A 14,105-nucleotide genomic window follows, 5' to 3' on the forward strand; every position below is an offset into this window, starting at 1 on the left:
AATAAATCAGTCCAACTTCCGGGGGACAGTTCAAGGTGTGAAGCCGCCCTTGGTGCTTTTCGCCTAGCCCAGGAGGATTTCGCGAGCGAGGTTAGCAGTTTCGGTAGGTGTCTTACCTACGCGCACACCAACTGCCTCGAGTGCTTCCTTCTTGGCATCCGCGGTACCGGACGAGCCGGTGACGATCGCGCCGGCATGCCCCATGGTTTTTCCTTCCGGAGCCGTAAAGCCCGCAACGTAGCCAACTACGGGCTTGGTTACGTTTGCCTTGATGTATTCGGCTGCGCGTTCTTCCGCGTCGCCACCGATCTCACCAATCATGACAATCAGCTCGGTATCGGGATCTTCTTCGAAGGCCTTGAGAGCATCAATGTGCGTAGTTCCGATTACCGGGTCGCCACCAATTCCGATGCAGGTGGTGAATCCGATGTCGGAAAGCTCGTACATCATCTGGTAGGTGAGCGTGCCAGACTTGGAGACTAGGCCAATGCGGCCGGGACCCGTGATGTCAGCGGGCGTGATACCCACGTTGGACTTTGCGGGCGAGATGATGCCGGGGCAGTTCGGGCCAATCAGTTGAACGCCCTTGGCTTCAGCAGCTTGGCGGAACTCCACGGAGTCCTGAACGGGAATGCCCTCCGTGATGACCACGACGAGACGCATACCTGCGTCTACGGCTTCGAGCACGGCACCCTTGGCAAAACGTGGGGGCACGAAAACTACAGAGACGTCCGCTCCAGTTGCTTCCTTAGCCTCGGCAACGGTTCCAAAAACAGGGACCTCAACCTGGCCGGCCTCAACCTTGTCGGCCATGGGGCCGTATGGCGTGACGTCGAAGGTCTGTGTTTGTCCAGCCTTGCGTGGGTTCACGCCGCCCACGACCTTGGTGCCAGAAGACAGCATGCGCGTGGTGTGCTTGGTGCCTTCTGAACCCGTCATGCCCTGGACGATAATCAGATCATTTTCATCTAGAAAGATAGCCATCTTTTCGGTCCTTTCAGGCTTTCGCAAGTTCAGCGGCCTTGGCGGCAGCGCCGTCCATGGTCTCGATCATGGTTACGAGGGGGTGGTTAGCTTCGGCCAAAATCGCGCGGCCTTCTTCAACCTTGTTGCCGTCAAGGCGTACCACTATTGGTTTCGTTGCGGCATCGCCCAGAAGTTCGAGGGCGCCGATGATGCCCTTGGCAACCTCGTCGCACGCGGTGATGCCACCGAAAACGTTTACGAGGCAGGAACGGACCTGTTCGTCACCGAGGATGACGTCAAGGCCCTTGGCCATAACCTCTGCGGAAGCACCGCCACCGATGTCGAGGAAGTTCGCGGGGCGCGTACCGTACTTCTCGCCTGCGTATGCGACGACGTCAAGGGTGGACATTACAAGGCCTGCGCCGTTTCCAATAATGCCAACCTCGCCTTCGAGGCGAACGTAGTTCAGGCCCTCCGCCTTGGCCCTGGCCTCGCGCGGGTCCTGCACCGACGTGTCCTTCAGGGCCTCATGCTCGGGGTGACGGAATGCGGCATTGTCATCAAGCGAAACCTTACCGTCAAGAGCAATGATCGAGCCGTTTTCAACCTTGACCAGCGGATTCACCTCAACGAGCGTTGCATCTTCACCCTTGTAAACGTCCCAAAGTTTCACGAGGACGGGAGCAAGCGCATCAAGTTCATCAGCAGTAAAGCCAGCCTCGGTAAGGATTTCACGCGCTTTCGCATCATCGATACCAACCGTGGCGTCCAGGCCTACTTTGGCGAGGGCTTCGGGGCGCTCTTTCGCGAGGGTTTCGATGTCCATGCCGCCTTCGCGCGAACACATGGCCAGGTGGCGGCGGTTAGCGCGGTCAAGAAGGATGGAGAAGTAGTACTCTTCTTTGATTGCAGCGCCCTCGGCAATCATGACGCGGTGGACGGTGTGGCTCTTGATATCCATGCCGAGGATTTCCTCGGATTTCTCACGAGCCTCACCGGGCGAGTGCGCGAGTTTAACGCCACCTGCCTTGCCGCGGCCGCCGACCTTAACCTGGGCTTTGACAACTACAGTGCCGCCTCCCAGTTCGGTAGCTGCCGCTTGTGCTTCATCTGGGGTGGTGGCGACGATGCCACGGAGAACTGGTACACCGTGCGCTTCAAAGAGGTCGCGCGCCTGGTATTCGTATAGATCCACGCCCTTGCCTTTCGTCTGGATCGTATGGTCCTCGGTTGCGAAATCTGAAGAAGAGCTTCACATAAAAGAAGCTCGACATCGAGACATCTTGATATTAGGTTAGCGTCTTGCGGCAAAAAATGCGTCACTAATGGCGCGAATCTCACTTTCATATATCAAGTTTGAGATTTGCGCCATTAGCTTGCCAAGGATTGCTTAGAGCTTCTTTAGCGGAGCGTAACGAAGCAGTAATCGGCGTGGTTTTCCTTCGCCAAAATCTACGTGCGCCACCTGTGACGCTCCGTCTCCTTCCAGACGAATCACCACTCCCTCACCGTAAGAGGCGTGTTGCACCCGATCACCGGCGGCCAGCTGAATCACTGGAGCGGAGCTCTTCTTCGTCTTACCTTGCCCGAGTTTGGTGGGTTTGAACTTCTCACCGGCTTCTCTCACGCGGCTGACAGCGTCACTGTCAAAACGTGAGGTGACGCGCGACGATCGCTTCCCAGAGTACGTGCCCCGGTAGCGACCCGACCCAAAGGCAGGACTGAAGTCAGAATCGGAATAGCCCGAACCGGAACTGTATTTAGCCCCGTAGTCAGATCCAAAACCACCGGAGCGGTAATTGTCCATTTGGGTACGCTCACGCCGGATTTCCAACACCTCGCCGGGAATGTCATCCAGGAAACGCGAAGGGGGTAAATCCACGGGCGTTCCCCATGCAGACCGCACGGCGGCGCGCGTTAAGTACAGACGTTTTCGGGCGCGCGTGATCGCAACGTATGCGAGGCGACGCTCTTCGGATAGTTCGCTTTCGTCCGTGAGGCTGCGCTGGTGCGGGAATGTTCCATCCTCGAGGCCGGTGACGAACACGATAGGAAATTCCAGGCCCTTAGCAGTGTGCACGGTCATCAGGGTGACTTCCCCACTGCTCGCGCCGCCCGCAAGGTCCGCGGAGTCTGGAACCTGGTCGGCATCTGCTACGAGGGATACCCGCTCGAGGAAGTCCACTAACCCACCCTCGGGATTCACCTGGGCAAAGTCCTCGGCCACGGAGTGTAGTTCGGCCAGATTCTCAACGCGAGAGGCGTCTTGCGGGTCGTTAGATTCGCGTAGCTCTTTGAGGTAGCCGGTGGCTTCCATGACGTCATCGAGCACAGAGCTAATGGTCGCTCCTACTTCTACCGCGCATCGCATGGTTTCGAGCAGTCCCCAGAAACCGGCGGCCGCGTTGAGCGCCCTCGGGCTGGCCTCTGTAACCAGGTTGCCGCCGCCTTCTGCACGAGCTTTTTCTATATGAGCTTCCCATGCCCCCTCGGGCAGGTCTATGCCCTCCCCTTCCCCGCGCGGGCAGTCTTTTGCAATCCAATTTTCGCGTAGCGCCCCTCCAAAATTTGTGGCATACATGTCGGCATGGGCGATGAACGCCCCCTCTGCTTTGTCGCCAATGCCACGCCGGGGCGTGTTGATGATGCGGCGTAGTGAAACCGTATCATCAGGGTTTGTGATGGCCTGCAGGTAGGCAATCGCGTCCTTGATTTCTTTGCGCTCATAGAACTTGGTGCCGCCAACAACCCGGTATGGAATTCCGGCTCGAACAAGCGATTCTTCTAGGGCGCGCGACTGGGCGTTGGTGCGGTAGAAGATCGCCATGTCGCCGTACTTGTAGCTACCGATCAGGTTGTCGATTTCACCGATGATGAAGCGCGCCTCGTCATGTTCAGATTCGGCCGCGTCGTAGATGATGTTGTCCCCAGCGCCCAGGTCGGTCCACAGGGCCTTCGCGCGCCGCCCGGAGTTTTTTGAGATGACGGCGTTTGCTGCCGACAAAATGTTTTGGGTGGACCGGTAATTTTGTTCTAGGACCACGGTGTGCGCGTTCTGGAAGTCCTTCTCGAACTCTTCGATGTTGCGAATGGTGGCGCCCCGGAATGCGTAAATCGACTGGTCCGAGTCGCCAACTACCGTCAGTTCGCCCTGCGGAACATCGGTTCCATCTCCGATTAGTTCGCGGATTAGCACGTATTGTGCGTGGTTCGTGTCTTGATATTCGTCGACGAGGATGTGGCGGAATCTCCTGTGGTAGTGCTCGGCAACGGCCCTATTCTCTTTGAGAAGCTGAACGGTGCGCATGATGAGATCATCGAAATCGAGGGCGTTCGATTCGCGCAAGCGCTTTTGATAGTCGCGGTAGACGTTTGCAACGGTTTGCGAAACTGGATCGTTTGGTGCGATCTCTGCGTATTTACTAGGCGTGATGAGGTCGTTCTTGAGGTCAGAAATACGCGCCTGAAGCATTTTGGCACTAAATCGCTTGGTGTCGACATTTTGGGCACGTGCAACCATGGTGACGAGACGGTTGGAATCCTGCTGGTCGTAAATGGTGAACGAGGAGCGCAGGCCCGCCGCCTGGTATTGCTCGCGCAGAATGCGCACGCATGCGGAGTGGAAAGTGAATACCCACATGCGGCGCGCCTCGGGGCCGATTAGACCGGCAACCCGCTCCCGCATTTCGGCCGCAGCTTTGTTAGTAAATGTGATTGCGAGGATCTCGCTGGCGCGAGCCCTCCCCGTGCGGAGCAGGTATGCAATGCGATGAGTAAGCACACGCGTCTTTCCGGATCCCGCACCGGCCACCACGAGTAGTGGCCCACCCTCGTAAACAACGGCTTCATGCTGCTGCGGATTGAGGCCGTTGGTGAGGTCACTGGTGTCAACAGACGCTGGTTCTTCCCACAGCGTGCCCGGCGTATCCCACGATACTTCCGGCTCGTCTCCTTGCGCCGCCAGTGGAGGCAGGCCAGGTAGTGCGGTGTAGGAGTGTGCAGGTTCGTTAAAGCTTCGCATCGCGCTTTCCAACTTGTCGACTATTCGGGCAGGTTAGCCGCCCGCATCAACTGTACACACTGCCACGGACATGAAGTTAGCGGGGCGCTCACACGATGTTTCTTGCAGCAGCCCAACGCGCCAGTTCATTGCGGTTTGAGAGTTGCAGTTTGCGTAGTACAGACGAAACGTGGGTTTCTACAGTTTTTACCGAGATGAAAAGTTCGCCGGCTACTTCTTTGTAGGTGAATCCGCGCGCGATCAGCCGCATAACTTCACGTTCGCGTGCGGAGAGTAGGTCGAGTTCCTCATCGGTAGTGGCTATCTCACGGGTTCCAAATGCATCGAGAACGAATCCGGCAAGGCGCGGCGAGAAGGCAGCGTCACCGGCACCAACGCGGATGATCGCTCCCACGAGATCCTTGGTGGAGATCGATTTAGTGACGTACCCGCGAGCGCCTGCCCGTATGGTTGCAACCACGTCTTCGGGCGAGTCCGACACGGAGAGGGCCAGGTAGCGCACGTTGGGAAGGTCAGCGGTTGCGCGCGGAATTTCAGCGCCGCCTCCGCCTCTTCCACCGGGTAGGTGCACGTCTAGCAACACGACATCTGGCTGGAGTTCGCGAACGAGGGCGATACCGCTGTCTACGTCTTCGGCTTCGCCAATAACACTGACTTCTTCGGAATATTTTGACAGCTCGTGGCGCACGCCGGCACGTACGAGGGGGTGGTCATCAATGATTATTACGTTTAGTGTCACGGTTTAATCTTTTCACTTCGAGGAACACTGATGTGGATTTCGGTTCCGGGGTTTAGGGTGCGGATTTCTACGCGACCGCCGGCGCGTTCGGTTCTGGCGATGATGGAGTCGCGCACGCCGTGCCGGTCGGCAGGCATGTTTGAAAGGTCGAAGCCAGGGCCTGCGTCTTTGATGTAGATGTCGTATTGGTCGCCAAGTTCTGCGTAGATCTGTATGGGCGGCGCTCCGTGTCGTGCGGCGTTCTTGGCGGCTTCTGTGGCGGCGGCGATGGCGGCCTGTTCGTTAGGTCCGGGCGCGGCGTCGCCAACGGTCACGGTTTCGATTTCTACGCCGTAAAGTTCTTCAACCGCCTCTATTGACGTTTCGAGTAGGCGCCTAGCGGATGCGCTTGTTCGTTCTGCTCCCGTATATAGCCACGATCTAAGTTCACGTTCTTGTTTGAGGGCAAGAGAGCGCACGCTGGCAGGGTTATCCGCATTGTTCTTAATGAGAGTGAGAGTTTGGAGGACGGAGTCGTGCAGGTGCGCTGCAATGTCGGCGCGTTCGGTTTCGCGGGCACGAGCCACCTGGGTGGCAGAGAGTTCTTTGGTCATGCGCATAACTAGGGGCGAGAATGCGAGCGCGAGAACGAGGATGAGGGCCAGGCCTAGGATCAGGCCGGGAAGCAGGCTGGCCCCTCCTCCCAGAAGTAGGAGGGTGACGCCGCCGAGGACGGCAACCACACCCGTTCCGGTAAGGCCAAGCACCATGGGGTTCTTCCAGTCTTGGATGCTGGAGGACTGCACCCAGATGAGAGCGATGCCCGCCAGGAGAAGGGCGGTGGCAATCCAGTCTTTGCTCAGGTAGATCCACCCGGATTGCACGGCCCAGAAGATCGCGGCGGCTAGAAGGAGAACGATGGCGAAGGCGACGCCGTTGCGGGCGGTACCGGCGGGCACGTTACGGTGTTCTTTAACGGGCCTCGCGATGCGGGTCGCACGGTATCTGCGTTCTTCGCTCACCTTGGGCGTGAGTGCCCACAACCATACGTAGAGTATTGGGCTCCCAAGTGGAACCAGCGCTAAAAAAGCTACGCGTAGTACCGTTACGGATACGCGCAAGTGCACGGACAACCCGGATACGACGCCTGCCAGCCACGGCTTAGGCCTACCATCCGCTCCGCGCGGAGTACGCTCGAGTGGCGGCCTTACTGCGGCCAGCCAATTTTGTTGTTGCGCGCTATTCACACTCTCATAGTGCCAAAAAATAACCTCGCTTGTACTTCCCCTACCCCAGATTCAGGGTGAAATCAGGGCCTTCCCTGATACCGCAAGACGGCGGCGCGGGTGATTATTGAATCATGAGTTACAACTATCAGCCTCCGCGCCCGCCCTACGAGCCAGATGAGCGGGGTCGGCAAAGCTTTTTCAATTCGATCCGCAGTTGGCGTATTCGCCGTGAACCCGATCGTTGGATCGGCGGCGTGGCTTCCGGCGCTGCAGTTATCACAGGTCTTGACGCTAACCTGATTCGCGGCCTGATGTTCATTTTCGCGATTTTGAACCCGCGTGTGATGCTGTTCGCGTATGCGGCGCTCTGGGCGCTCGTTCCAGAACGCACGGATAACCGAATCCATCTTGAAGAGTTCATTCAGGCGCGTTTCGATATCGCGCACTTGGGTGTGGCAGCGTTCGCTATTTTCGGATTCTTCTGGCCCATTTCTATCGAGTACAAGACGGGCGATGGCTGGATTGGAGGGTTGTATGGGGCGGGAGGTACCGTCGCAACATTCTTCTTGGTCGCAGCGGCTGTGCTGATCATTATTCTGATGAGTAAACGCAAACAGCGTGAGGAGCTCGGGAGCCCACATGGTCCGCGCCCACGCTATGGCGAGGCGCCCCAATCTCACAGCAGCGCATTTCCTCCCCGCCAGAACGACTTCAGGTTTGACGAGACTGGCAACGCGGTCCAGCCCGGTGAGACTTCCCTGCCTAACCAAAACCAGCAGGAACCAAATGCCCCGGCTTGGAATGTCTCGGACGCTACACCGGAACACGAGGGAAATGTAGTTGGTCCCGCTCTCACGAATGCCGCGTTCAGGACCGATCAAACAGCATGGAACTCGAACCAACCGGCGCCCCCCTTGCGTGGCCCTGAGCCGAGTCCAGTTCCCTACGCCTCGTATGGACAACCCGCACCACTACCGCCTTACCCGGTGAGGACACGCCCGCAGGGCCCTGGCGTGTCTGCATTCCTTGGCATTACGGGTTCACTGTTCCTCGTTACGGCCCTGACTTGGTTACTGTGGCGGATGGACTTCTTTGCGAATCCGGGCATTATCGCTACCTCGGTGGTTGGCGTTGCGTTCATAATCACCGGAATGGTTTTGGGCGTGCGCGCGCTGCAGGGCAAGCAGGGCACGTGGCTCACCGCGCTGTCGATTGTAGTGACGGTTCTGGTCCCGGGATTCATGATGGTTGTTGGTAGCGCATCGGCCTTTTTAGCTTTTTAGGAGTGAATCATGACGGAAAATAAGAACATTCCTGACGAAGATAAGACCACTTCGTTTGAGGTGGACAGCACCGCCCAAATGCCGATGGGCGAGGGAGAGGACTCCGGCGCAACCGAGCTTCTTCCGGAGCTTAACTTTGACCCAGCGGACCAGCCCAGCGCGTTTGATCCGCGCGTGACGGGGGAATCCGATGCGAATGAAACGGAGAACAACGCGGGAGAGCCTGAAGTCTTCGCAACCGCGTCTTCACAAAATGAGCCAGCGCAGGCCGGGCATGTCCCCAACGAAACACCTGGCCCCGCTTCCTCCTTCGAAGACTCGCGCCGCCAGGAAGACCCGTTTGCAGATACCGGCTTTGCTCCGCAACGTCCCGCTTTTCAGCCTCCCCTAGAGAATGAAGACGAGGATCGTTCGGTCAAGTTCGGCTTGCTGACTTGGGCGCTCACCCTCATTGCGATTGGAGCGCTTATCATCTCGATGCCGTGGTGGCACATGTTCAACTGGCCTCTGATAGGAACGGTGGGCTTAACGGTGATGGGCCTCATTATGCTGATTACCGCGGCCATAGCAAGCGTGAAGGAAAAGAAGTCCAAGATGTGGTGATTTTCCACTCGATTAACTCCCCTTCGAGAATACCCCCACGGGTACACGATATGATCGATCGTAAACCCGTGGGGGTATCTTTCGTATAGATTGCAGGTTGTAAAAATGACTTCAGTTCAGGTAAGCGAAGAAGATCGCCGCGCGGTTCGAAACCGCCTATCTCGGGCACGCGGTCAAATTGATGCCATTATCCGCCAGCTTGAGGAAGACAAGCCGTGCCTAGAGATTTTGCCGCAAATGATCGCGGCATCGAAGGCGGTGGACAGGGCTACGTACGCGATGGTTTTGGCGGCCATCCAATCTTGTGCGGCCAGTGAAGGCAGCGGGGTGGATGATCATCCCGACGCTGAGGAACTTCGCAAAATCTTCTTGTCCCTTGCGTAGTTTGCGCAGCTTTTCAGTTTTAGGAGTGTCATGAAGTTTGTAGTTGTTGGCGGCGTTGCCGGCGGCATGTCCGCGGCGGCGCGGGCTCGCCGTATCGATGAGCACGCCGAGATTGTGGTTTTTGAGGCCGGGGAGTACGTCTCATTTGCAAATTGCGGCCTCCCGTATCATTTAGCCGGGGAGATTGAGGAGCGAGATGCACTTTTGTTGCACACTCCCGAGTCGCTGGCTCGCCGCTCAAACTTGGACGTGAGGATTGAAACGCGGGTGACCCGGATTAATCGCGATGCGAAAACGGTGACGGCCGTGGGCCCTGCGGGCGAGTACGAGGAGGCTTACGACAAGCTGATTCTAGCCCCCGGTTCGGTGGCGGCCACTCCCCCAATTGAGGGTATCGACCATCCGGCTGTCTCAACGCTGCGCACCATCCCCGAGATGGACAAAGTCATCAGCTTGGCCGAGGCAGGCCTTGCAAAATCGAATGAGAACCGCGCGGCCAAAGCGATTGTGATTGGTGCGGGCTTCATTGGTTTAGAAGCTGTAGAGGCACTGGTTCACCGCGGGTTTGAGGTTGAACTGGTGGAGTTCGCCAGCCACGTCCTGCCCATGATGGACGGCGACCTGGCCGTGGTGTTGCACCGTGAGCTTCGCGCAAACGGGGTTGGTCTGCACCTTGGGGTGGGAGCTTCGAAGTTCGAGGACGGCGATGGCTACCCCGTGAAGGTTACTTTGTCTGATGGCAAGCAGCTGCAGGCTGACGTGGTGGTAACCGCGATGGGTGTGCGCCCCAACTCTCAGCTGGCTAAAGACGCGGGCCTCGAGCTCGGTGAGCGAGGCGGCATCTTAACTGATGCGAACCAGATAACTTCGGATCCGGATATTCTTGCGGTTGGCGACGCCGTCGAGGTGCAGTGGGCAGACGGTAGCGTGGCTCCGGTAATGCTGGCGGGCCCGGCAAACCGGCAGGGTAGGCGCGCGGCAGACGTGGCTTTGGGCCGCAAGCCGATTAGGCAGGCTCCGGTGCTCGGCACAGCTGGTATTCGCCTATTTAACTACGTTGCGGCATTCACGGGCGCAAGCTCAGAAAAGCTTGACCGAATGGGCATAGAGCACACGACGGTACGCATCCACGCGGCTAACCACGCGGGATACTACCCCGGCTCGACCCCAATCCATTTGAACGCTAACTTCGCTCCCGATGGGCGCCTGTTGGGTGCCGCAGCTGTGAGTAAGGACGGTGCGGAGCGCCGCATTGATGTCCTCGCCACTGCGATTCGTGCGGGAATGACTGCGGAGGATCTTGCGGAACTGGAACTCACCTATGCTCCCCCCATTGGAGCGGCTAAGGATCCGATCAACATTCTTGGCTTCGTTGCGCGCAACACGCTTGAGGGAAACGCTCCGATCTGGGACTTCTCCGATTTTGAGCAGGTGAAAGCAGATGAAGTCATTTTGGATGTTCGCCCAACTCACACGATTGCCCCGGATCGCGTGATCCGCGAGGCTGTGGCTATCCCAATTTTCGAACTTCGCGGCCGACTTGACGAGCTGCGCGAAATTGCGGGCGACCGCGCGATCGCTGTGCACTGCAAGACCGGCCTAAACGCCTACTTGGCTGAGCGTATCCTTTCGCAGGAGGGTTTCAAGGTTCGCAATCTGACGGGCGGCTACGACTCGTTTGACCTGGCGAACGAGGCTGCTCAGACCAGCAAGTAGTCTGCCCGGGCTCGCGTTAAATGCGGGCCATTTCGAAACGGTAAAAGTATTGGTGCGGATCCTGATTTTTCAGATCCGCACCAATACTTTTAGGTCTTTACGCTCCTTCGCCTACTTGTCGGTTAGACCGGCGTAGCGTTCGAGTTCTTCTTCAATGACGGAGTCATCAAGCTTTTGGAACACAGGCTTGGGCTTGCCGATCACCGTGCCGGGTACCACGTCGTAGCGCTTCCATTCGGGAAAGTCACTGTAGTCGCCGGTAATGATCGGGTAGTGCAGGTCCGAACCGTCCTCGGCCTTAACGTCAAGATCAGTTACCTCTTCAATACGAGGCATTGGCGCGATTTCGCCCTTACCCCCCATGACCGCGTCAACAGCGTTTGCGGAGGTGGGCAGGAACGGTGAAAGCATGAGGTTCAGGTCAGCAACCGCTTGCGCCAGAGTCCACAGGATCGTGCGTAGGCGCGGCATTTGCTCTTCGGACTTCAGCTTGAAGGGTTCGGTGTCCGCAACGTATTTGTTGGCTTCCCCAACGAGAGCCATGATCTCGCGGATCGCAGCCTTTTGGTGGTGGCGGCTAATCTTATCCCCAACAGTGTCGAATCCTGCCTCGATCTTGTCTAGGAGGTCGCGGTCGATCTGCTCCAGTTCGCCGGGCTGTGGGATTTCGCCAAAGCGTTTGGCAATCATGGAGGCCGTGCGGTTCACCAGATTGCCCCAGCCGGCTACGAGTTCAGAGTTGGTGCGGCGCACGAACTCCGCCCAAGTAAAGTCAGCGTCGGAGGTTTCCGGCCCGGCTGCGCTAATGAAGTAGCGCAGGGCGTCCGCCTGGTAACGCTGTAGCATGTCGCGCACATAGATCACGATGCCGCGCGAGGATGCGAACTTCTTGCCCTCCATAGTGAGGAACTCGGAAGATACTACCTCGGTGGGTAGGTTAAGCTTGCCAAGTTCGCCGGGTTGACCACCCTTATCGCCGGCACCGTTGTAGCCGAGCAGTTCGGCTGGCCAAATCTGCGAGTGGAACACGATGTTGTCTTTGCCCATGAAGTAGTAAGACAGCGCTTCGGGGTCATTCCACCATTTGCGCCAAGCGTCAGGATCGCCAATGCGGCGCGCCCACTCGATCGATGCCGACAGGTAGCCAACTACCGCGTCAAACCAAACGTAAAGGCGTTTGGAGGGCTGGTCTTCCCAACCTGGCACGGGAATACCCCAGTCGATGTCGCGAGTCATGGCGCGCGGGCGGATGTCTTCAAGGAAGTTCTGCGAGAACTTAATGACGTTAGGACGCCAGCGTCCCGATTCTTCACGATCATCCAGCCACGCCGACAGCGCTTTGGCGAGAGCGGGAAGATCAAGGAAGTAGTGGTCGGTTTCCACAAACTTTGGGGTTTCCCCATTGATTCGCGACTTCGGATCGATGAGGTCGGTGGGATCCAGCTGATTGCCGCAGTTGTCGCACTGGTCGCCGCGAGCACCGGGGTCACCGCAAATCGGGCAGGTGCCTTCAATGTAGCGGTCAGGTAGCGTGCGCCCCGTGGAGGGCGATACTGCGCCGTGCGTGCGTTGGACAAGCATGTAGCCGTTGTCGCGCACTACTTCGAACATGGATTGCACCACCTGGTAATGGTTACCGGTGGTGGTACGCGTGAAGAGGTCGTATGACAGGCCGAGGGCCACTAGGTCTTCAACGATCAGGCGGTTGTTCTTATCGGCTAGTTCGCGTGGGGTCATGCCCTGCTCGTCAGCGGCAACGAGGATGGGCGTACCGTGTTCATCGGTACCTGAGACCATGAGCACGTCGTGGCCCCGCATCCGCATGTAGCGAGAGAATACGTCGGAGGGAACTCCGAAGCCTGCTACGTGTCCGATGTGACGAGGGCCGTTTGCATACGGCCATGCTACTGCTGACAGAATTCGACTCATGGCTCTACTTTAGTGCTTTTGCGGGGCGTGGTTCCACCTACTCCCCTCGCTGACGTTCTTTTGCCAATAAAGGAAACCGCTTCAATTCGGAGCGCTTTGCTTGCTGAGAGTTTGACCGTCTTAAAATCGATAAAGGAGGATCGCGAAGCATCGCGCTGTTGCACATGAAATCGAATGGCTACTACTCGGGTTTACGAGCGAGCGCCGCCCGGTACAGCTCGTTTTTACGAACTCCAGTTTCTTCGGATACAAGTTTGGCAGCGGCTTTCAGTTTCATTCCGCCTTCGGCTAGGGCAATAACTTTAGCAACGTAGTCTTCAGCGCTCTTGTCGCGTGGATCTGCGCCTGCAACCACAAGTGTTAGTTCACCCTTGACGTCGTCGCGGGTTGCGTAGATTAAATGATTGAGGTCTCCGCGAATAACCTCTTCATGGGTTTTGGTAAGTTCTCGGCAGAGCACTGCTTTGCGCGCACCGCCAAATATGTTGGCCATATCTGTGAGGTTCTCGTGAATCCGCTTTGGGGAGTCAAAAAACACCATGGTACGCGGCTCTTCTTTAAGGTCGTCGAGGCGGTGCTCCCGCTCCCCCTGTTTGCGGGGGATGAAGCCTTCAAAGCAGAACCTGTCGGTGGGTAGACCCGAGACACTGAGTGCCGTGAGTACTGCGGAAGGGCCGGGGAGGGCGGAGACTGGGATGCCTCGTTTAGCTGCTTCGCTGACCACCCGATAGCCGGGATCGGAAATCGTGGGCATGCCAGCGTCGGAGACGATGAGGACTCGCTCGCCGTCTTCAGCTCGGTGCAGAACTTTATCTACCCGCTCGTTCTCATTGTGCTCATGAAGGGATTTGATGTCGCCGTTGATACGTACGCCGAGGCGTGTTGCGAGTTTAAGAATTCGACGCGTGTCTTCTGCGGCTACCAAGTCTGCTTCTGCGAGGGCACGAATGAGTTTAGGAGACGCATCATTAGTGTCTCCAATAGGTGTGGCTGCTAGAAGGATAGAGCCTGATCTCTGTACGGGAACGTTATCTGAGTCCACGCTTCTATCATGTCAAACTTTCGGTTTGCCGTCACGACGACGATAAGCAAGGAAGCTGTGGGCTACTGTTCTAGTGGCGTTTACGCACTAGTGTGGTTATAAGGTTAAACGCCGTTGTATTAGTGGGGTGGGTGTACGTGTTGGGGCCCCACCAAGTGGTGGGGCCCCAACACGTGTTAAAAGAATGATAGCGGTGGTTTCCTACTCTCCCACA

General features: G+C 57.5%; 11 protein-coding genes. 4 read left to right on the plus strand and 7 right to left on the minus strand.

What is annotated here, in order from left to right:
• Positions 1-63: 63 nt before the first annotated feature.
• From sucD to HMPREF2891_RS02350, 5 genes are all read right to left on the minus strand, one after another.
• Positions 64-984, minus strand: coding sequence for a succinate--CoA ligase subunit alpha (gene sucD, locus HMPREF2891_RS02330; protein ID WP_070621044.1), 921 nt, complete (start codon positions 982-984; stop codon positions 64-66).
• A gap of 13 nt (positions 985-997) precedes the next feature.
• The gene (sucC, locus tag HMPREF2891_RS02335) at positions 998-2,161 is read right to left on the minus strand and encodes an ADP-forming succinate--CoA ligase subunit beta (protein ID WP_070663776.1); all 1,164 of its coding nucleotides are present in this window, start codon (positions 2,159-2,161) and stop codon (positions 998-1,000) included.
• A gap of 195 nt (positions 2,162-2,356) precedes the next feature.
• Positions 2,357-4,987 carry an ATP-dependent helicase gene (locus tag HMPREF2891_RS02340; RefSeq protein ID WP_070663777.1) on the minus strand — a complete coding sequence of 877 codons (2,631 nt, stop codon included), beginning with the start codon at positions 4,985-4,987 and terminating at the stop codon, positions 2,357-2,359.
• A gap of 88 nt (positions 4,988-5,075) precedes the next feature.
• Entirely contained in the window at positions 5,076-5,726 is a 651-nt protein-coding gene (locus HMPREF2891_RS02345; RefSeq protein ID WP_034511051.1) for a LuxR C-terminal-related transcriptional regulator, read from the minus strand.
• Positions 5,723-6,952: an ATP-binding protein gene (locus HMPREF2891_RS02350; protein ID WP_102218403.1), complete on the minus strand. Its 1,230-nt coding sequence runs from the start codon at positions 6,950-6,952 to the stop codon at positions 5,723-5,725. The genes HMPREF2891_RS02345 and HMPREF2891_RS02350 overlap by 4 nt, the downstream gene beginning before the upstream one ends.
• A 113-nt stretch (positions 6,953-7,065) precedes the next feature.
• Here HMPREF2891_RS02350 and HMPREF2891_RS02355 point away from each other — a divergent pair, with 113 nt between their 5' ends.
• The 4 genes from HMPREF2891_RS02355 to HMPREF2891_RS02370 all read left to right on the plus strand — a co-directional run bounded on the left by HMPREF2891_RS02355 (position 7,066) and on the right by HMPREF2891_RS02370 (position 10,920).
• Entirely contained in the window at positions 7,066-8,217 is a 1,152-nt protein-coding gene (locus HMPREF2891_RS02355) for a PspC domain-containing protein (protein ID WP_070663778.1), read from the plus strand.
• Between the two features lie 9 nt (positions 8,218-8,226).
• Positions 8,227-8,820 carry a hypothetical protein gene (locus HMPREF2891_RS02360; RefSeq protein ID WP_070621054.1) on the plus strand — a complete coding sequence of 198 codons (594 nt, stop codon included), beginning with the start codon at positions 8,227-8,229 and terminating at the stop codon, positions 8,818-8,820.
• A 105-nt stretch (positions 8,821-8,925) separates the two neighbouring features.
• Positions 8,926-9,204: a metal-sensitive transcriptional regulator gene (locus HMPREF2891_RS02365; RefSeq protein ID WP_070621056.1), complete on the plus strand. Its 279-nt coding sequence runs from the start codon at positions 8,926-8,928 to the stop codon at positions 9,202-9,204.
• A 30-nt stretch (positions 9,205-9,234) separates the two neighbouring features.
• On the plus strand, positions 9,235-10,920 hold the full coding sequence (locus HMPREF2891_RS02370; protein ID WP_070663779.1) for an FAD-dependent oxidoreductase: 1,686 nt from the start codon (positions 9,235-9,237) through the stop codon (positions 10,918-10,920).
• A 111-nt stretch (positions 10,921-11,031) separates the two neighbouring features.
• Here the strand turns inward: HMPREF2891_RS02370 and metG are convergent, their stop codons facing one another.
• Entirely contained in the window at positions 11,032-12,849 is a 1,818-nt protein-coding gene (metG, locus tag HMPREF2891_RS02375) for a methionine--tRNA ligase (protein WP_070663780.1), read from the minus strand.
• A 181-nt stretch (positions 12,850-13,030) separates the two neighbouring features.
• On the minus strand, positions 13,031-13,891 hold the full coding sequence (gene rsmI, locus HMPREF2891_RS02380; protein WP_070621062.1) for a 16S rRNA (cytidine(1402)-2'-O)-methyltransferase: 861 nt from the start codon (positions 13,889-13,891) through the stop codon (positions 13,031-13,033).
• Positions 13,892-14,105 lie beyond the last annotated feature (214 nt).

The organism is Actinomyces sp. HMSC065F11, from assembly GCF_001813085.1.
Lineage (GTDB): Bacteria > Actinomycetota > Actinomycetes > Actinomycetales > Actinomycetaceae > Gleimia > Gleimia europaea.

Excerpts from the sequence above, each read along its gene's own strand:
- HMPREF2891_RS02365 (WP_070621056.1), top strand. The coding sequence starts at position 8,926 with ATGACTTCAGTTCAGGTAAGCGAAGAAGATCGCCGCGCGGTTCGAAAC.
- HMPREF2891_RS02370 (WP_070663779.1), top strand. The coding sequence starts at position 9,235 with ATGAAGTTTGTAGTTGTTGGCGGCGTTGCCGGCGGCATGTCCGCGGCG.
- HMPREF2891_RS02340 (WP_070663777.1), bottom strand. The coding sequence starts at position 4,987 with ATGCGAAGCTTTAACGAACCTGCACACTCCTACACCGCACTACCTGGC.
- sucD (WP_070621044.1), bottom strand. The coding sequence starts at position 984 with ATGGCTATCTTTCTAGATGAAAATGATCTGATTATCGTCCAGGGCATG.
- HMPREF2891_RS02355 (WP_070663778.1), top strand. The coding sequence starts at position 7,066 with ATGAGTTACAACTATCAGCCTCCGCGCCCGCCCTACGAGCCAGATGAG.
- HMPREF2891_RS02360 (WP_070621054.1), top strand. The coding sequence starts at position 8,227 with ATGACGGAAAATAAGAACATTCCTGACGAAGATAAGACCACTTCGTTT.
- metG (WP_070663780.1), bottom strand. The coding sequence starts at position 12,849 with ATGAGTCGAATTCTGTCAGCAGTAGCATGGCCGTATGCAAACGGCCCT.